At 62.8% G+C, this 19,842-nt stretch carries 14 protein-coding genes; 13 read left to right on the forward strand and 1 reads right to left on the reverse strand.

The annotated features are described in order from the left end of the window. Nucleotides 1–39 precede the first annotated feature (39 nt). Entirely contained in the window at nt 40–1,536 is a 1,497-nt protein-coding gene (tagH, locus tag AB7M32_RS03865) for a type VI secretion system-associated FHA domain protein TagH (RefSeq protein WP_454249122.1), read from the reverse strand. A gap of 417 nt (nt 1,537–1,953) precedes the next feature. Between tagH and tssA the strand changes: the two genes are divergently transcribed. The 13 genes from tssA (at nt 1,954) to AB7M32_RS03930 (ending at nt 19,842) form a co-directional block, all read left to right on the forward strand. Further along, nucleotides 1,954–2,997, forward strand: coding sequence for a type VI secretion system protein TssA (tssA, locus tag AB7M32_RS03870; protein WP_454249123.1), 1,044 nt, complete (start codon nt 1,954–1,956; stop codon nt 2,995–2,997). Nucleotides 2,998–3,078: 81 nt separating this feature from the next. Continuing rightward, nucleotides 3,079–3,585 carry a type VI secretion system contractile sheath small subunit gene (gene tssB / locus AB7M32_RS03875; RefSeq protein WP_003177230.1) on the forward strand — a complete coding sequence of 169 codons (507 nt, stop codon included), beginning with the start codon at nt 3,079–3,081 and terminating at the stop codon, nt 3,583–3,585. 2 nt (nt 3,586–3,587) lie between these two features. After that, nucleotides 3,588–5,084, forward strand: coding sequence for a type VI secretion system contractile sheath large subunit (gene tssC / locus AB7M32_RS03880; protein ID WP_072407496.1), 1,497 nt, complete (start codon nt 3,588–3,590; stop codon nt 5,082–5,084). Between the two features lie 227 nt (nt 5,085–5,311). Further along, nucleotides 5,312–5,800, forward strand: a complete 489-nt coding sequence (locus AB7M32_RS03885) for an Hcp family type VI secretion system effector (protein ID WP_025216165.1) — start codon at nt 5,312–5,314, stop codon at nt 5,798–5,800. A 79-nt stretch (nt 5,801–5,879) separates the two neighbouring features. Further along, nucleotides 5,880–6,338, forward strand: coding sequence for a T6SS effector amidase Tae4 family protein (locus AB7M32_RS03890; RefSeq protein ID WP_092473965.1), 459 nt, complete (start codon nt 5,880–5,882; stop codon nt 6,336–6,338). Beyond that, nucleotides 6,335–6,784, forward strand: a complete 450-nt coding sequence (locus AB7M32_RS03895) for a hypothetical protein (protein WP_158455093.1) — start codon at nt 6,335–6,337, stop codon at nt 6,782–6,784. Before AB7M32_RS03890 ends, AB7M32_RS03895 begins: the two co-directional genes overlap by 4 nt. Next, nucleotides 6,778–7,290 (forward strand): type VI secretion system baseplate subunit TssE, encoded by a 513-nt coding sequence (gene tssE, locus AB7M32_RS03900; protein ID WP_058542707.1) that lies wholly within the window; start codon nt 6,778–6,780, stop codon nt 7,288–7,290. The genes AB7M32_RS03895 and tssE overlap by 7 nt, the downstream gene beginning before the upstream one ends. Further along, entirely contained in the window at nt 7,287–9,146 is a 1,860-nt protein-coding gene (gene tssF / locus AB7M32_RS03905) for a type VI secretion system baseplate subunit TssF (RefSeq protein ID WP_454249124.1), read from the forward strand. The genes tssE and tssF overlap by 4 nt, the downstream gene beginning before the upstream one ends. After that, nucleotides 9,110–10,159: a type VI secretion system baseplate subunit TssG gene (gene tssG, locus AB7M32_RS03910; RefSeq protein ID WP_092168362.1), complete on the forward strand. Its 1,050-nt coding sequence runs from the start codon at nt 9,110–9,112 to the stop codon at nt 10,157–10,159. The genes tssF and tssG overlap by 37 nt, the downstream gene beginning before the upstream one ends. Then, nucleotides 10,152–12,842 (forward strand): type VI secretion system ATPase TssH, encoded by a 2,691-nt coding sequence (gene tssH / locus AB7M32_RS03915; RefSeq protein WP_454249125.1) that lies wholly within the window; start codon nt 10,152–10,154, stop codon nt 12,840–12,842. Before tssG ends, tssH begins: the two co-directional genes overlap by 8 nt. A gap of 157 nt (nt 12,843–12,999) precedes the next feature. Beyond that, the gene (locus tag AB7M32_RS03920; protein WP_454249126.1) at nt 13,000–14,937 is read left to right on the forward strand and encodes a type VI secretion system Vgr family protein; all 1,938 of its coding nucleotides are present in this window, start codon (nt 13,000–13,002) and stop codon (nt 14,935–14,937) included. Between the two features lie 18 nt (nt 14,938–14,955). Continuing rightward, nucleotides 14,956–15,390, forward strand: coding sequence for a DcrB-related protein (locus tag AB7M32_RS03925; protein ID WP_060740012.1), 435 nt, complete (start codon nt 14,956–14,958; stop codon nt 15,388–15,390). Between the two features lie 12 nt (nt 15,391–15,402). Then, nucleotides 15,403–19,842: an RHS repeat-associated core domain-containing protein gene (locus tag AB7M32_RS03930; protein WP_454249127.1), complete on the forward strand. Its 4,440-nt coding sequence runs from the start codon at nt 15,403–15,405 to the stop codon at nt 19,840–19,842.

Genomic DNA, 19,842 nt, shown 5'->3' on the forward strand with positions numbered 1-19,842 from the left:
CGTTGTTGGCTGATCAATATTGTTATAGGACGGCGCCGCTCAACGGCGTCGCTGTCGTGTGCTGTGTTCTTCGTAGGCGCGACTGAACTCGCGACCGAACAGGTCCTGGAAATCCTCCTGGGCTTCCCGGGAAATGTTGCTGTAGAGCTCGGTGAATTGCTGCCAGTACTGGGCCTGCCGCGAGCCGCTGAAAATACCCGAAAGCCCGCCTGGCTTGGCCATGCGTTCTTCCAGTTGTGCCGGCTCGAAGCGCCCCAGCAAATGCTTGATGGCCGCTTCCACACCGGCCATTACCGCCAGTTGGTGGGCCCGCAAGTCATCGAAACTGTCACGCACCGCCGCGTCCGGGGCCATGAACGCCTGGTTGCCGTGGCGCAACAGCAACAGCAAGGCTTCATCGACATTGGGGGCGAATTTCAGCGGGTTGTTTTCCACCGGCTGGATCATCGTCTGCTGGATGCGGAACTCACCCTTGAGGCTGCTGCGGGCACGCAGCACATCGATCAGGCCTTCGACCATCAACCGATAACTGCGCCCGATGCTTTCCATCTGTGCTTCGGCCTGGGCCTTGTCCAGGCGCAACTGGTCCAGCCCGGCTCCGCGCAGGAAGGCTTGCAGCAAGTCGGGCTGGGCGGCCTCGACCGGGGCGGCCGGAGCAACTGGAGCAACTGGAGCAACTGGAGGTGCGACCGGGGGCTCGACGCGGGTCACCGGTGCTTCACGCACGGGCGCCGGGGGCGGTGCACTGATTTCAGCAAAGATGTCGACGAGCGGAGGCTGCGAAACAGGTGTCGCGATCGGCTCAACCGTAGGCGGTAGCGGCACCGACGGCGGGGCCACGGGCAGCGGGGCAACCGCCACCGGTGCAGGTTTGTCGCTGAACGGGTCCCAGTCGTCCGGAATCACCGAGGCAGATGGCGGTATAACCGGCTCGACCACGGGTGGCGGGCTCGGCCGGGCAATTGGCGTCGGCGGGCGGAAATTGTGTTGCTCGGCCGGGACATGGTCAGGCTGGGTGGCCGGCGGGACACTGCTCGGGGTCAAGAAGTCGAACAGGTCCGGCAAGGTGTCCATGGCCGACACGCCCTGGAAATGCGCAGGCGAGGCCACCTGGATCGGCGACGGCGTATGCGCGGCGGCGCTCTGCTGCCCCATCAAGGCCTCGAAACTGCTGGGCGATTCGGCGAACGGGTTGCTGTCGGTGACCGGCAGGTTGAAATCGACGCGGGCCTGGATTTCATAGTCACCAATGCGGATCACTTCGCCGTCTTGCAGGGGCTCGCTGTTGCCCTTGCGCAAGCGAACGCCGGCCTTGACCAATTCCACACCATTGGTGCTGTTATCGGTCAAATAATAACGCCCGTCCTTGTATTGAATAACGCAATGTTTGCCGGAAACCAGGCGCTCAGGGTCCGGTAATACCCAGTCATTATCGGAATTACGGCCAATTGCCATCACCCCCTGATCCATGGACTTTTCAGAACACTGGCCTGGGGTAATTTTGTGATAACTAGTGATAGTCAAACACAGCGGCATCTTGCCTCCTTGCTGAATACTTCGCGCGCGGGCGGGGTGAGAGGGTTCTGGCCCTGACGAACCCGCCGGCAACCTGCCAACAACCGCAACAACGGCTTTTTGCCAGCATGATTGCTGATCATAACCGGCTTGCGTGACAAAAACCCCACGTCAGTTGCCGCTTCGACCGGCAGGTCGGGCAGGCTGTTAAGCGCATCACAACTGTTACATAGGGCATACACAGGCGAAATAGCTTACCTTGACAAGCGATAAGTACTACACCAAAAATGCACAACTTCTTGAATATACATGATGGCACTTTAAGATCATCAAGAATCTAAAGGGCCATTACCGTCAAGGAACATGTGAAGTTTCATCCGAAACTTGCGTGTGAACTGCCCGACTTCTATCAAGCGGGTGATAGGGAGATCGATCCAAGTGGATGTGCCTTTGCTGCTCGCCGCCGTTTCCGCGACTTCGCCGTGTGGTGAAGATCTGGAATATGACGCGGATTTCCTGCGCCTGGAACGCGACTCCCGGGGCCAACCCGAACGCAGCATGGGCGATTCGATCCTGCCTGCCGAACCCCCTGAATGGCGCAGCATCCAGCAGCAGAGCCTGGACTTGCTGCAGCGCAGCAAAGACCTGCGCATCACCCATTTCCTGATGCAAAGCTCCCTGGCCCTCGAAGGCCTGCCGGGCATGGCCCGTGTGCTGACGCTGATCAGCGAACTGCTCAAGCAATACTGGGCCGAACTGCATCCGCGCCTGGACGCCGATGACGACAACGACCCCACCGTGCGCATCAATGCCCTCGCCGGCCTGACGTCCGATCTCACCCTCCGCCTGCTGCGCGAAAGCATCCTGACCCGTTCGCGGACCTTCGGTGCCGTCAGCCTGCGCGCCGCCGCCAACGCCAGTGGCCTGCAAAGTTTCCCGGATGAAAACCTCGGCGCCGAACAGCTCGCCGGGGCCTTGCTCGACAGCGATCCCGAGCAACTGGAAATCACCCGCGCCGCCCTGCTCGAAGCCCGCAGCGCCGCCGAAGCCATCGAGCAACAGGTCAGCGACCAGGTCGGTTCCGCCCAAGGCGTGGACCTCGGCCCGTTGAAGCAACCTTTGAAGATGGCCCTGCAGATTCTCGGCCAGTTCGCCCCGCAGAGTGGCGACAGCGCCCAGGCCGATCCCGTCGGCGACAACAGCCCAGCGCCCAGTGAGCATGCAAATGTCACAAGCTCACCGCGCAACACCAATAACAGCACCAGCACCGTCAGCGGCGACATCAACAACCGCGACGACGTGCTGCGCAGCCTGGACCGGATTCTCGCTTACTACACCCGTCATGAGCCCTCCAGCCCGCTGCCGGTGCTGTTGAACCGGGCCAAGAATCTGGTGCACGCCGATTTCGCGGCCATTGTGCGCAACCTGATTCCCGACGGCATGAGTCAATTTGAAAACCTGCGCGGCCCAGACAGCGAATAAAAAGCGAGCGGATCACGCAGTCACGTCACCGGCACCCCCGATGACGCCAACACCGTCGCTCAAGCGACCAGGAGCAGCAACGTGGCGAAGCAAAGTTCTCAGAAATTCATCGCGCGCAACCGCGCGCCTCGAGTGCAGATCGAGTACGACGTCGAGCTCTACGGCGCCGAGAAAAAGGTCCAGTTGCCCTTCGTCATGGGCGTCATGGCCGACCTCGCCGGCAAGCCCGCCGAGCCTCTGGCCCCGGTGGCCGACCGCAAGTTCCTCGAGATCGACGTCGACAACTTCGACTCGCGCCTCAAGGCCATGCAGCCGCGCGTGGCGTTCCATGTGCCTAACGAACTGACCGGCGAAGGCAACCTGAGCCTGGACCTGACGTTCGAAAGCATGGACGACTTCAGCCCGGCGGCCGTTGCCCGCAAGGTCGACTCGCTGAACAAGCTGCTCGAAGCGCGCACCCAGTTGGCCAACCTGCTGACCTACATGGACGGCAAGACCGGCGCCGAAGAAATCATCATGAAGGCGATCAAGGACCCAGCGCTGTTGCAGGCCCTGGCGAGCGCGCCGAAGCCAGCACAGGACCAATGATCATGACTGACAATACAGCCCGCGAAGGCGCACAGAACCTGGGCGCAACCCAAGAAACCAGCGAGTTCGCGTCCCTGCTGCTGCAAGAATTCAAACCCAAGACCGAGCGCGCCCGCGAAGCCGTTGAAACGGCCGTACGCACCCTGGCCGAGCAGGCCCTGGCGCAGACCGACCTGGTGTCCAACGACGCCATCAAGTCGATCGAATCGATCATCGCCGCCATCGACGCCAAGCTCACCGCCCAGGTCAACCAGGTCATCCACCACCCCGACTTCCAGCAACTGGAAAGCGCCTGGCGTGGCCTGCACTACCTGGTCAACAACACCGAGACCGATGAGCAGCTCAAGATCCGCGTGCTCAACATCTCCAAAACCGATCTGCACAAGACCCTGAAGAAATTCAAGGGCACCGCGTGGGACCAGAGCCCGATCTTCAAGAAGATGTACGAAGAAGAATACGGCCAGTTCGGCGGCGAGCCTTACGGCTGCCTGGTGGGCGACTACTACTTCGACCAGTCGCCACCGGATGTCGAGCTGCTGGGCGAGCTGTCGAAAGTCTGCGCGGCCATGCACTCCCCGTTCATCGCCGCGGCATCGCCGACCGTGATGGGCATGGGCTCGTGGCAGGAACTGTCGAACCCACGCGACCTGACCAAGATCTTCACCACCCCGGAATACGCCGGCTGGCGCTCGCTGCGTGAATCGGAAGACTCGCGCTACATCGGCCTGACCATGCCGCGCTTCCTGGCGCGCCTGCCTTACGGCGCCAAGACCGACCCGGTGGAAGCCTTCGCCTTCGAAGAAAACACCGACGGCGCCGACAGCTCCAAGTACACCTGGGCCAACGCCGCCTACGCGATGGCGGTGAACATCAACCGTTCGTTCAAACACTTCGGCTGGTGCTCGCGCATCCGTGGCGTTGAATCTGGCGGCGAAGTGGAAAACCTGCCAGCCCACACGTTCCCGACCGACGACGGTGGCGTGGACATGAAGTGCCCCACCGAAATCGCCATCTCGGACCGCCGTGAAGCGGAACTGGCGAAGAACGGTTTCATGCCGCTGCTGCACAAGAAAAACACCGACTTCGCCGCGTTCATCGGCGCCCAGTCGTTGCAGAAACCGGCCGAATACGACGACCCGGACGCCACCGCCAACGCCAACCTGGCCGCGCGCCTGCCGTACCTGTTCGCCACCTGCCGTTTCGCCCATTACCTGAAGTGCATCGTGCGCGACAAGATCGGTTCCTTCAAAGAGAAGGACGAGATGCAGCGCTGGTTGCAGGACTGGATCCTCAACTACGTCGACGGTGACCCGGCGCACTCCACCGAGACCACCAAGGCCCAGCACCCACTGGCTGCCGCCGAAGTGATCGTCGAAGAAGTCGAAGGCAACCCGGGGTACTACAACTCCAAGTTCTACCTGCGCCCGCACTACCAGCTCGAAGGACTGACCGTGTCGCTGCGCCTGGTATCGAAACTGCCTTCGGCCAAGGGCGCGTAAGGATTTACTGAAACGGGTGGCCGGTAACCCTGTGGGAGCGAGCTTGCTCGCGATAGCGGTGGATCAGCTTGCATTGATGTCGGATGGGACGCCGCCATCGCGAGCAAGCTCGCTCCCACAGAGGATCTCCAGCAGGCTGGAGATCGTCTTCCCCCGTTCAGCCCCCGTAATTTCGCAAGGTCAGCGTCAACCAAACAATGTGGTTAGAAACCACACAGGGAGAAAACATGGCTGTTGATATTTTCATCAAGATCGGCGACATCAAGGGCGAGTCCATGGACAAGGCCCACAAGGACGAGATCGACGTCCTGAACTGGAGCTGGGGCATGTCCCAGTCCGGCAACATGCACGTGGGCAGCGGCGGTGGTGCCGGCAAGGTCAACGTCCAGGATCTGTCGCTGACCAAGTTCGTCGACAAGGCTTCGCCGAACCTGATGATGCACTGCGCCAGCGGCAAGCACATCGACAAGGTCAAGCTGACCGTGCGCAAGGCCGGCGGTGAAAGCCAGGTCGAGTACATGATCATCAACCTGGAAGAAGTGCTGGTCACGTCCCTGAGCACCGGCGGTTCGGGCGGCGATGATCGCCTGACTGAAAACGTCACCCTGAACTTCGCCAAGGTGCTGGTGGACTACCAGCCACAGAAAGCCGACGGCACCAAGGAAGGCGGCCCGGTCAAGTTCGGCTGGAACATCCGTCAGAACGTCAAGGTGTAATCGAAAATACCCCCGGTGCCACGCGCCGGGGGTGTTTGGTGCTTGCTCGAATCCAATCCTTTACAGCGCGGTGTGAGTCATGGCCAAGCCTTCGTTTATCAATCTGTGGAAAGCCTATTCCGATCTGCTGGTGACCTACCCCGACGCAAAACCCTGTGATGGTCCGTGGGCCAACCAGTGCGCGATTCGCATGAGCATCACACTCAATACCGAGTTGACCATCAAGGTCAACAAGTCCACCTACACCGAACCCAAGTGTGCCCATGGCCATGCGCGGGGCGCTGAATCACTGGCAAACTGGTTGTGGAAGCATCATCTAGGTCGTCCGACGATTCTCGGAGGTGGCGCAGAAGAGCGTCGCAAGCTGATGGACAAAAGAGGCCTAATCTTCTTCAAGGACTGTTTCCAGCAACTGGGGGAATCTTTAGACGGTCGCACCGGTGACCATATCGATCTATGGAACCGCGGCTTTACCGCCAGCCGGTATGACGATCCGTCCTATCGATCCAGGGCGATCTGGTTCTGGGAGCTTTTATGAACAAGGCTCGTTGCGCTGTATTGATTGGCTGCCTGTTTTCGAGCCTGACAGCCTGTGCCGGGCAGCAAGCCTCATCGGCGACTTCAACCGCTGCGGTGAATCAAGTCGTCGTGATGGGCGGGCAACAGTTGACGCTGGTCGATGACCAACAACGCTGCGCGCTACGCAAACCAGACCAGACGCTAATGCCACTCGACATGCCATGGCCCTGCCAGTTCACGGTAGACAGACAAGGCAAATCGCATGTCGAGACCTTTGGCAAGGTGCCTATCGTCATTGTTCTTCATTTCTCGACCGCGGCTCAGAACAGTCCGCAATGTCACTCCGAGTACCGCGCCATACGCCTGATCAATGGCCAACTCGAACCCTCGATAATCGCTCGCCACGCCAGCTGCATGGGTGGCACAGGTGACCAGAAGAATTACACAGGCCTTTTCACTTGGTAACCGAAATCGCCACTCGCGATCGCCTCCAGCCCTCCCTATTGGACCGGTTGACCGACGACGATCCGACCAACCCCAAGGAAAGCGCCGACAAACGCGTGCTGTCCCTGACCCAATTGAAAGCCTCGGTGCTGCGTGACCTGGCGTGGCTGCTCAACACCACGTCATTGCTCGACGCCGATGCCACGCTGCACACCCCGGCGGGCACCTCGGTGGTGAATTTCGGCCTGCCGGCGCTGGCCGGCAACAGCGCGTCGAACGTCGATGTCTCGGCCCTGGAAACCTTGATCCACCAGGCCATTGCCACCTTCGAACCGCGCATCCTGCGCCACACCCTGCGGGTGCGGGCCCGGGCGACGGCCGAAATGAACCACAACGCCTTGAGTTTCGAAATCGAGGGCGACCTCTGGGCCCAGCCGGTGCCCCTGCGCCTGATGCTGCAGACCGACCTGGACCTGGAAACCGGCCATGTGCGCGTGGTCAACGCCGACCAGCGGAGACGCTCATGAACCCGCGCCTGCTGGAGCTGTACAACCAGGAACTGCACCACGTGCGCGAAAGCGCGGCGGAGTTCGCCAAGGAATACCCGAAGATCGCCAGTCGGCTGACGTTGTCCGGCATGGACTGCGCCGACCCGTATGTCGAGCGCCTGCTGGAAGGCTTCGCCTACCTGACGGCGCGGGTGCAGCTCAAGCTCGACGCCGAGTACCCGACCTTCACCCACAACCTGCTGGAAATCGCCTACCCCCATTACCTGGCGCCGACACCGTCGATGACCGTGGTGCAGATGCAGGCCGACCCGGACGAAGGCTCGCTGAGCAGTGGTTTCCCGCTGCCCCGCGATACCGTCCTGCGCGCCGCTCTGGGTCGCGAAACCCAGACCTGCTGCGAGTACCGCACCGCCCATGCGGTGACGTTGTGGCCGTTGCAGGTCAGCCAGGCTGAATACTTCGGCAACCCATCCGTGGTGCTCGGGCGCCTGGCCGCCAGCGAGCCCAAGGCCAAGGCCGGGCTGCGCATCACACTGCGCACCGGTGCCGAACTGCCGTTCAACAGCCTGGCCCTGGACAACCTGCCGCTGTACTTGAGCGGCGCCGACGAACAGCCCTTCCGCCTCTACGAACAACTGTTGGGCAATGCCTGCGCGGTGTTCGCCCGCAAGCCCGGCGGCGACTGGGTGGAGCGCCTGCCCCAGGATGCGTTGCGCTCACGCGGCTTCGACGATGCCGACGCCGCGCTGCCGGTGGTGTCCCGGGCCTTCCAGGGCTATCGCCTGTTGCAGGAATACTTCGCCCTGCCCCACCGCTTCCTGTTCGTCGACTTCACCCAGTTGAGCCGCGCGGTCAAACGCTGCGACGGCCAGGAACTGGAGTTGATCGTGCTGTTCGACCGTCACGATCCAAGCCTGGAAGGCAGCGTCGGCGCTTCGCAATTCCTGCCGTTCTGCACCCCGGCCATCAACCTGTTCCCCAAGCGCCTGGATCGCATTCACTTGTCAGAGCGGGTCAACGAACACCACGTGATCGCCGACCGCACCCGGCCGATGGATTTCGAAGTGCATTCGCTCAACGGCCTCACCGGCCACGGCACGGGGCCGGAGCAGCCGTTCTTGCCGTTCTACGCCGTGCGCGATCCGTCCCGCTATGGCCGCGACCTGGCCTACTACACCGTCCGCCGCGAACCGCGCGTGCTGTCCAGCGACCAGCGACGCAACGGCCCGCGCTCGACCTACATTGGCAGCGAAACCTTCGTCAGCCTGGTGGACAGCCAGCAAGCGCCCTACCGCCACGACCTGCGCCAGCTGGGCGTGACGGCGTTGTGCACCAACCGCGACCTGCCGCTGTTCATGAGCGTGGGCAACGGCAAGACCGACTTCACCCTGGCCGACAGTGCGCCGGTTGGCGCCGTGCGTTGCGTGGCAGGTCCCAGTCGTCCACGGGCCAGTCATGCCCACGATGCCAAGGCCTGGCGGCTGATCAGCCAGTTGTCGCTGAACTACTTGTCGTTGAGCGAACAAGGCCAAGGCGCCGCCGCCCTGCGAGAACTGCTGCGCCTGTACGGCGACAGCAACGACGCGGCGCTGCAATTGCAGATCGAAGGCCTGCGGGAAGTCAGCAGCAAGGCCTGCACCCGGCGCTTGCCGATGCCCGGCCCGATCGTGTTCGGTCGGGGCCTGGAGATCACCCTGGAATTCGATGAAAACGCGTTTCGCGGCACCGGGGTGTTCCTGCTCGGTGCAGTGTTCGAGCGCTTCCTGGCACGCTACGTGTCGATCAACAGTTTTACCGAGACGGTGATCCGTACCACCGAACGCGGCGAGATCATGCGATGGAAAGCCAAGCCCGGACGTCGTCCGACCCTGTGAGTACCCTGGAGGCGATGCACCAGGAGCCCTGGGAATACGACTTCTTCCAGGCGTTGCGGCGCATCGAGTGCGAATCCCCCGAGCTGCCGCGCCTGGGCCATTCCCTGCGCCTGGCCGATGATCCGTTGCGCCTCGGGCAACAGGCCGACTGCACCTTCGCCCCGGCCACCCTCGCCTCGGTGCAACCGGGCGGCGACGGTACGCCGGCGCGCCTGGAGCAATTCTTCTTCGGCCTCGGCGGCCCCAACGGTCCGATGCCGCTGCACATCACCGAATACGTACGCGAACGCCAGCGCAACAACGCCGACAGCACCAGCAAGCGCTTCCTCGATGTGTTTCACCATCGCCTGCTCAGCCTTTTCTACCGGGCCTGGGCCGAAGCGCGGCCGACCGTCAGCCATGACCGCCCGGACGATGACTATTGGTCGGCGCGCCTGGCGGCACTCAGCGGCCGGGGCATGCCAAGCCTGCTCAATCAGGGGCTGATCCCCGACACGGCGAAGCTGCACTACAGCGGCCACCTGTCGGCGCAAACCCGCTACCCGGACGGTTTGAAGGCGATTCTCAGCGAGTACTTCGGCCTGCCGGTGGAGATCGAAGAATACGTCGGCCAATGGCTGGAACTGCCCGAACGCAGCCGCGTCGGTGTCAACGCCCGACTGGGCGTGGACTTCTGCCTGGGCCGCTTCGTGTGGGATCGCCAGCACAAATTCCGCATTCGCCTGGGGCCACTCAAGCTCGTCGACTACATGGGCATGCTGCCCGGCAGCCAACCGTTCAACGAGCTGGTGGCCTGGGTCGCCGAATACCTGGGCCATGAGTTGGACTGGGACCTGAACCTGGTCCTGGAACAGCCCGAAGTCCCGGCACTGCAACTCAATGGTCGTTTCCGCCTGGGGTTCAATACCTGGCTGGGTCGCCCCGAAACAGATGCCAACGATTTAATACTGGCCCGGCATTACGCCGAACAGGCCAACACCTCACAGACCTCAAGGAGCCATGAGCATGGGTGAAATCAGTCGCGCCGCGTTGTTCGGCAAACTCAACAGCGTGGCCTACAAAGCCATCGAAGCCGCCACCGTGTTCTGCAAGTTGCGCGGTAACCCTTATGTGGAACTGGCTCACTGGTTTCACCAGTTGCTGCAACTGCAGGACTCGGACCTGCATCGCATCATCCGCCAGTTCAACATCGAGCCGGCGCGCCTGGCCCGTGACCTCACCGAAGCCCTCGACCGCCTGCCACGGGGTTCGACGTCGATCACCGACCTGTCGTCCCACGTCGAAGAAGCCGTGGAACGCGGCTGGGTCTACGGCAGCCTGATGTTCGGCGAAAGCCAGGTGCGCACCGGTTACCTGGTGCTGGGCATCCTCAAGACGCCGAGCCTGCGCCACGCGTTGCTGGGGCTGTCGTCGGAGTTCGACAAGGTCAAGGTCGAAGCCCTGAGCGAGCGGTTTGACGAATACGTCGGCGACTCGCCGGAAAACGCCCTGACCGCCAGCGACGGCTTCAATGCCGGCGCCGTACCGGGCGAAGCCAGCGGCGCCATGGCCCCCAGCGCCATGGGCAAGCAGGAGGCCCTCAAGCGCTTCACCGTCGACCTCACCGAGCAGGCCCGCAGCGGCAAGCTCGACCCCATCGTCGGCCGTGACGAAGAGATCCGCCAACTGGTGGACATCCTCATGCGCCGCCGGCAGAACAACCCGATCCTCACCGGTGAAGCCGGCGTGGGCAAGACCGCCGTTGTCGAAGGCTTTGCCCTGCGCATCGTCGCTGGCGACGTGCCGCCGGCCCTCAAGGACGTGGAACTGCGCAGCCTCGACGTGGGCCTGCTGCAGGCCGGCGCGAGCATGAAAGGCGAATTCGAACAGCGCCTGCGCCAGGTCATCGAAGACGTCCAGGCCTCGCCCAAGCCGATCATCCTGTTCATCGACGAAGCCCACACCCTGGTGGGTGCCGGTGGCGCCGCCGGCACGGGCGACGCGGCCAACCTGCTCAAGCCGGCCCTGGCCCGCGGCACCTTGCGCACCGTGGCGGCCACGACCTGGGCCGAGTACAAGAAACACATCGAAAAAGACCCGGCCCTGACCCGTCGTTTCCAAGTGGTGCAAGTGGCCGAGCCGTCGGAAGACAAAGCCCTGCTGATGATGCGCGGCGTGGCCTCGACCATGGAAAAACACCACCAGGTGCAGATCCTCGACGAAGCCCTGGAAGCCTCGGTCAAGCTGTCCCACCGCTACATTCCCGCGCGCCAGTTGCCGGACAAATCCGTGAGCCTGCTGGACACCGCCTGCGCCCGCGTCGCTATCAGCCTGCACGCCGTGCCGGCCGAAGTGGACGACAGCCGTCGGCGCATCGAAGCGCTGGAAACCGAGCTGCAAATCATCGCCCGTGAGCACGCGATTGGCGTGGTCATCGGCACTCGCCAGACCCACAGTGAAAACCTGCTGAGCGCCGAACGCGAGCGCCTGGCCGAGCTGGAAAGCCGCTGGGCCGAGGAGAAAACCCTGGTGGACGAGCTGCTCGCCACCCGCGCCACCCTGCGCGAGCGCGTCGGCGTGGTAGACAGCGAAGACGCCAGCGAAGCGTCCGACAACGAAAGCCACGCCCTGCGCGAGAAACTGGTGGACCTGCAACAGCGCCTGACCGCCCTGCAAGGCGAAACCCCGCTGATCCTGCCGACGGTGGATTACCAGGCCGTGGCCTCGGTGGTCGCCGATTGGACCGGTATCCCGGTGGGCCGCATGGCCCGCAACGAACTGGAAACCGTGCTCAACCTCGACCAGCACCTGAAAAAACGCATCATCGGCCAGGACCATGCCTTGCAGATGATCGCCAAGCGCATCCAGACCTCCCGCGCCGGCCTCGACAACCCGAGCAAGCCGATTGGCGTGTTCATGCTCGCCGGCACCTCCGGCGTGGGCAAGACCGAAACCGCCCTGGCCCTGGCCGAAGCCATGTACGGCGGCGAGCAGAACGTCATCACCATCAACATGAGCGAGTTCCAGGAAGCCCACACCGTGTCCACCCTCAAGGGCGCGCCACCGGGCTACATCGGCTACGGCGAAGGCGGCGTGCTGACCGAAGCCGTGCGGCGCAAACCGTACAGCGTGGTGCTGCTGGACGAGGTGGAAAAAGCTCACCCCGACGTGCATGAAATCTTCTTCCAGGTGTTCGACAAAGGCGTGATGGAGGACGGCGAAGGCCGGGTGATCGATTTCAAGAACACCTTGATCCTGCTGACCACCAACGCCGGCACCGAACTGATCGCCGAGGTCTGCAAAGACCCGCAGAACGTGCCCGAGCCGGAAGAAATCGCCAAGGCCCTGCGCCAGCCGCTGCTGGAGATTTTCCCGCCGGCGCTGCTCGGCCGCCTGGTGACGATCCCGTACTACCCGCTCAGCGACGAGATGCTCAAGGCCATCACCCGCCTGCAACTCAACCGCATCAAGAAGCGCGTGGAGAGCACCCACAAAGTGGCCTTCGACTACGACGACGCGGTGATCGATTTGATCGTCTCGCGTTGCACCGAAACCGAAAGCGGCGGGCGTATGATCGACACCATCCTGACCAACAGCCTGCTGCCGGACATGAGCCGCGAGTTCCTGACCCGCATGCTCGAAGGCAAGGCCTTGGCCGGCGTGCGGATCAGCGCGGTGGACAACGAATTGCAGTACGATTTCAGCGACGCGGCCTGACCTGCTGGAACCGCGATAACCCTGTGGGAGCGAGCTTGCTCGCGATGAGGTCCTGACATTCAGCATCCCTGTTGAATGTAGCGACGCCATCGCGAGCAAGCTCGCTCCCACAGGGGTTTGCGTCCCTTCAGTTACTACAACTTGCATGAGACACTCGATGTTATTCAACCAAGCCTCACGCCTGGCCAAGATCACCAGCCCCCTGGGACCCGAGGTGTTGTTGCTCAAGGACATGAGCGGCGGCGAAGAACTGGGGCGGCTGTTCAACTACGAGCTGCAGCTGCACTCGCTGGACAACGCCATCGACCTCAACCAACTGCTCGGCAAGCCCATGTGCGTGAGCCTGCAGCTCGATGGCGGTGGCGAGCGCTACTTCCATGGCATCGTCGCCCGGTGCAGCCAGAACGTCGACCAGGGCCAGTTCGCCAGCTACCACGCCACCCTGCGCCCGTGGTTTTGGCTGCTGACCCGCACCTCCGATTGCCGGATTTTCCAGAACCTCACCATCCCGCAGATCATCAAGCAGGTGTTCCGCGACCTGGGCTTTTCCGATTTCGAAGACGCCTTGAGCCAAACCTATCGCGAATGGGAATACTGCGTGCAGTATCGCGAGACCAGTTTCGATTTCGTCAGCCGCTTGATGGAGCAGGAAGGCATCTACTACTTCTTCCGCCATGAGCAGGGTCGTCATGTGCTGGTGCTGGCCGATGCCTATGGCGCCCACACCACGGCACCCGGCTACGGTTCGGTGCCCTACTACCCGAAGAATGAGCAACAGCGCGAGCGTGACCACATCCACGACTGGCACCTGGCCCAGGAAGTCCAGCCCGGCTCGCTGGAGCTCAACGACTACGATTTTCAACGCCCCAGCGCACGCATCGACGTACGCTCGGCCATGCCCCGCCCGCACACCGCGGGTGACTATCCGCTGTACGACTACCCCGGCACCTACGTGCAAAGCGCCGACGGTGAACACTACGCCCGTACCCGCATCGAGGCCTTGCAGACCCTGCACGAACAGGTCGAGTTATCGGGTAACGCTCGGGGCCTGGGCTCGGGGCATCTGTTCAGCCTCACGGGTTTCAGCCGTCAGGACCAGAACCGCGAATACCTGATCGTCGGCGCCCGCTATTACATTTCCCAGGAGAGCGGCGAGACCAGCGGTGGCGCACCTTCGGCGCAATTCGAAAGCAGCCTGACCTGCATCGATGCCCAGCAAAGCTATCGCCCGCTGGCGATTACTCACCGCCCCATCGTCAAAGGCCCGCAAACCGCCTTGGTGGTGGGCCCCAAGGGCGAGGAAATCTGGACCGACCAGTATGGCCGGGTGAAGGTGCATTTCTACTGGGACCGTCACGACCAATCCAACGAAAACAGCTCGTGCTGGATCCGCGTGTCGCAATCCTGGGCCGGGAAAAACTGGGGCTCGATGCAGATCCCGCGCATCGGCCAGGAAGTGATCGTGAGCTTCCTCGAGGGCGACCCGGATCGGCCGATCATCACCGGTCGCGTCTACAACGCCGAACAGACCGTGCCCTATGACTTGCCCGCCAATGCCACCCAGAGCGGCATGAAAAGCCGTTCGAGCAAGGGTGGCACGCCGGCGAATTTCAACGAAATCCGCATGGAAGACAAGAAAGGCGCTGAGCAACTGTACATCCACGCCGAGCGCAACCAGGACATCGTGGTCGAGGTGGATGAAAGCCATTCAGTGGGGCACGACCGCAACAAAAGCATCGGCCACAACGAAACAGTGACCATCGGCAACAACCGCCTGCGCATCGTCAAGCAGGAGGACATTCTCTCGGTGGGCCAGCGCAAGACCGACAGCATCAGTCAGAGCTACGTGATTGAAGTGGGCGAAAACCTGCGCCTGGTATGCGGCGAAAGCATTCTGGAGCTCAACGCCAGCGGCCAGATCAACCTGACCGGCGTACAGATCAGCTTCTACGCCAGCGGCGATGCCGAGTTCAACACCGGCGGCGTGCTGCACCTGAACAACGGCGGCGGCCCCGGAGCCACGCCGGACGGCCAGGGCGTCAAGGGCAGCATCGATGCCAACATCCAAGCCGCGTTCCCTGCACCCAAGGGCTAACCTCGAGATTTTCGCACCATGACTTACCGCCTCAATGAATTCCAGTTTCAGCTGCCGCCCAGCGAATTGCTGGACGCGACAATCAACATCCTCAAGTTCCCCGAACTGGGCACGTCCTTGATCGTCAGCCGCAGCTTGCTGGCCGAGGGCGAGACCCTGCAAAGCAACCTCGACGACCAGCTCAAGCGCCTGGAAAAACAGGTCCAGGACCTGCGCTGCCAACCGGGCGCCACCGTGCGCGTAGGCGCCAACCAGGAAGTCGAAGCCATCGAACTGCGCAGCCAGTTCAACAAGGGCAATGAAAAGGTCTTCCAGTTCCAGTTGGCCCTGGTGCTGCCCGGCACCCGCAAAATGCTTGCCCTGAGCTACGTGAAAGCCGAGAAACTGGGCGATGCCGAAGCGGCGCATTGGGCAACGATCAAGGGTTCGCTGCTGTTCGACGCTCTGGCTTGATGAGCACCTTGCATGTCTGACGCACTCTGGGCCGCTCGGCTAGGCGACGCGCTGAACCACACCTCGATGATGGCCGATATCCTCGGCGGCGTCTTGGAAGTGGCCGCGAACATTGCGATCACCGCAGTGGCGACGGCTGCCGTGGTCGCGGCCACGGGCATTACCGTTGCCACTGGCGGCTTGGGTTGCTTCCTGCTCGGCGCGGTGGTGGGCGCCGTGGTCGGCCTCGCCATGAGCAAGACCGGGGCCGACAAGGGGCTAAGCGACCTATGCGAGGGCATCGGCAACGCCCTCTTCCCGCCCACGGTGCAGGCCAACATCCTCACCGGCTCCACCAACACCTTGACCAACAACATCCCTGCCGCCCGCGCCGCCGGGGCGATCGAGTCCCATGTCGCGCCGGCCGGCACCGAACTTGAAGCACCCGAAGCCGAACCCAGCTACCTGGACATGGCCGAGAATTTCTTCTCGCAGATGTGGCGTCCCACCGTCGCCGTGCCCGCGCCCGGTGCCGTGCCCAAGCCGCTGGACATGATCACCTGCATGAAACACCCGCCGATGCCGCCACAGTTCCTGGCCGAAGGCTCGGACAAAGTCACCATCAACGGTCAGCCCGCCGTGCGCAGTGGCGACCGCAGCACCTGCGATGCGACCGTGGTATCAGCCGGGCTGATTTCACCTGACGTGACCATTGGTGGCGGTTCGGTGGTGGTGCGCGAGATCCGCAGCGGCAAGACCCCGGGCGTCGGGCTGGCGGTCACGGCGCTGCTGATGCTCAAGGGCGGCAAGGGTAAATTCCTCAGTAACCTGCCCTGCATGTTGGTCGGCGGTGCGGCGTCGATGGCGGTCAGTAGCGCGATGGGCGCCGCGGCCAACGCCGCGATGGGCTCGTCGAACCCCGTGCACGCCGCCACCGGGGCCAAAGTGTTGGGCGATGTCGAGGAAATGGACTTCGTCCTGCCCGGCATCTTGCCGATCGACTGGCAACGCTTCTACAACAGCCGCGACGAACGCCGCGACGGATTGTTCGGTGCCGGTTGGAGCGTGCCCTACGAGGTGCGCGTCGAAATCCTGCCCCATCCAGACGGCGGCGAAACCCTGGTCTATAGCGACGAACAGGGCCGACGCATCGACATGGGCTCGATCCCCCTGGGCGGTGCCGTGTTCAGTGCCGGTGAAGGCCTCAGCGTGCGCCGGCATGCCAACGGCGAGCTGCTGATAGAGAGCGCGGACGGGCTGTACCGCTTGTTCGAACCCACGCCAGCCAATGCAGCGCTGCTGCGCCTGAACCAACTGGGTGACCGCAACGACAACCGTATCCACCTGGAGTACGACGATAACGGACGCCTGGCGCAACTGCGTGACACCTTCGACCTGACCCGCATCGCACTGGCGTATGACGAGCGCTGGCCACAACGGGTCAGCCGGATCGACCGCCTCTATGCCGATCGACGCCGGGAAGTGCTGATGCACTATGGCTACGACGGCCAGGGCGATCTGGCGCAGGTCCGTCAGTCCAACGACCAGGTAAAACGTCGCTACGCCTACGATGCCGGGCGGCGAATGGTGGAACACCAACTGCCTACCGGGCTTCGCTGTTTTTATGAATGGGCATTGGTTGAAAACCTGGAATGGCGCGTGGTTCGCCACTGGACCGACGCGGGCGACGCCTACACCTTCGATTACGACCTGGCCGCCGGGACCACGCGCATCACCGACGGTTTGCAGCGCATCAGCACCCGTCGCTGGGATACCCGATATCAGATTACCGAAAACACCGACGCGCTGGGTCGCACCTGGACCTTCCAGTGGAACGACGAAAGCCAGTTGCTGGGGGCGACCGATCCCAACGGCGGACAACATCAGTTCAGCTATGACGAAGCGGGCAACCTCTGCGAAACCCGCGACCCGCTGGGGCGCAGCGAGTCAACCCTGTGGCTCGAACACTGGGCCCTGCCCCTGGCTGAAACCGATGCCGCGGGAAATACCTGGCAGTACCGCTATGACGCGCGGGGCAATCGCATTCGCGAAACCGACCCGCTGGGCCACGTCACCCGCTATCGCCACGACGCCCACGGCCAAGTGGTGGAGGTCATCGACGCCACCGGCAAAAGCAAGCGCATGCGCTGGACGGCGCTTGGGCAACTCAGCGAACACACCGATTGTTCCGGTTACACCACACGGTTGAGCTATTGCGAGCGAGGGCTGTTGCTCAGCAGCACCGACGCACTGGGAGAGCGGACGCTTTTCAGCTACGACGACCAGGGTCGACTGCTGAGCAAGCAACTGCCGGACGGGCGCACCGAGCACTATCAGCGTGACGCAAGCGGACAGTTGATCAGCTATAGCGATCCGGCCGGGCATACGACAACTTTCCAACACACCCTAAGCGGTCAACTGCAGGTGCGCACCGACGCCCACGGTCGCCGGGTGGAGCTGAGCTACGACAACTACGGGCGCCTGCTGGCCCTGACCAACGAAAACGGTGAGCGCTACCGGTTTGCCTGGGACGCCGCCGACCGCTTGACCGCCCAACACAGCCTGGACGGCAGCCTCAAGCGCTACGCCTACGATCCGCTGGACAACGTCACCCGCGTGGAAGCGCTCGCGGTGCCTGGCAGCACCGACCTGGACCTCGCGCCCCAAGCCCCCATCATTCATGAGCTGGAGCGCGATGCGATGGGGCGACTGGTGGCAAAAGTCACCGCAGACGGGCGCACCGAGTACCGTTATGACGCGCTCGACCAGGTCAACGCTATCACCTTCACCAGCCAGACCGGTGAAGTACAAAGCCTGGGCTTGCGTTACGACGCCCTGGGGCAATTGATTGTCGAGCAAGGCTGGGCGGGGAACCTCGAACATCGCTATGACGAACTGGGCAACCTGAACCAGACGCTGCTTCCCGACGGTCGTTGGCTGAACCGCCTGCACTACGGCAGCGGTCACCTGCACCAGATCAACCTCGACGGCCAGGTCATCAGCGATTTCGAGCGCGACCGCCTGCACCGCGAAGTGTTGCGCACCCAGGGGCGCCAGAGCACCCGCAGCGAATACGACCGCAGTGGCCGCCTGCGGGCCCGCCAGCGGCGGCAACAGGGTCAATCCACGCTGCTGCAGCCTGTGGCGCAATCGCTGTTTGGCTATGACGCCAGCGATCAACGGGTGGAGCGGTTCGACAGCCAGCCCGAAGCGTCCCATCGCCAGTTACTGCACTATGACGCCACCGGCCGCATTCTTGCCAGCCAGGACAACCTTCAAGGCCAGCGTGAGAGCTTCGCCTATGACCCGGCCGCCAACCTGCTGGACGGTCTGGGCACAGGCCAGGTCGCGCATAACCGCTTGTTGACCTATCAGGACAAGCGCTACCGCTATGACGGTTTCGGTCGCATGGTGGAAAAACGCAGCGCCCGACGTGGCGTCCAGCGTTTTCGCTACGATGCTGAACAACGCCTGGTGGAAGTGCGCAACGATAACGGCTCGGTCGTAAAAATGACCTATGACCCGTTGGGTCGACGCATCGAAAAAGCCGAGTACGACCGCAACGCCACGCTGCTCAGCCGCACCCGTTTCACCTGGGATGCGCTGCAACTTTTGCAGGAACACCGCGACAGCCAGACCAGCCTCTACATCTACGCCGACGACAGCCATGAACCCCTGGCGAGGGTCGACGGCCTGGGCGATCAGCAGAAGGTCCGCTACTACCACAACGACTTCAACGGCCTGCCCGAACAGCTCTCGGAAGCCGACGGCCACACACTCTGGCGAGCCCGTTACCAAGTGTGGGGCAACACCGCCGAAGAGCTGCGCGAACCGTACTACATCGAAGAGCAGAACCTGCGCTTCCAGGGCCAATACCTGGACCGCGAAACCGGGCTGCACTACAACACCCTGCGTTTCTACGACCCGGACATCGGCCGCTTCACCACACCGGACCCGATCGGCTTAGCCGGTGGGCTGAACCTCTACCAGTACGCGCCGAACCCGGTGAGTTGGATCGACCCCTTCGGGCTGATGAAATGCTCGACGCCACCCAAGGGTCGCAAGGTCAACCGAACGGTGTATCGCTTTGAAGAACCGGGGCGGATCAGCACGACTTGGACGGCGCACAAGTGGAACGTCGCCTCCAGGCACCGTTACACCGCCCCCGGCCTGGGCGGTGTCTATGGCGCCAACTCACGCAAGACAGCCATGGGCGAAGTCAATCACTGGGGCGTGGACCTGTCCACACGGGTGCTGGTCAGCAAGAAAGTGCAGCTCAACAACGTCCTGGACCTGACCCGGGCCGATGTGCGCAAACAATTGGGGGTCTCCCTCAAGAGCATTACCGGCGACAAATACACCCAGACCCATCAAATCGGCGCCTGGGCCAAGGCGAATGGTTATGATGGGATCCTGGCGCCGTCGGCGCGAAACCCGACCGGCAGCAACTTGATTTCGTTTGCAGGTTTTTAA

Source organism: Pseudomonas sp. R151218B TE3479 (assembly GCF_053629195.1).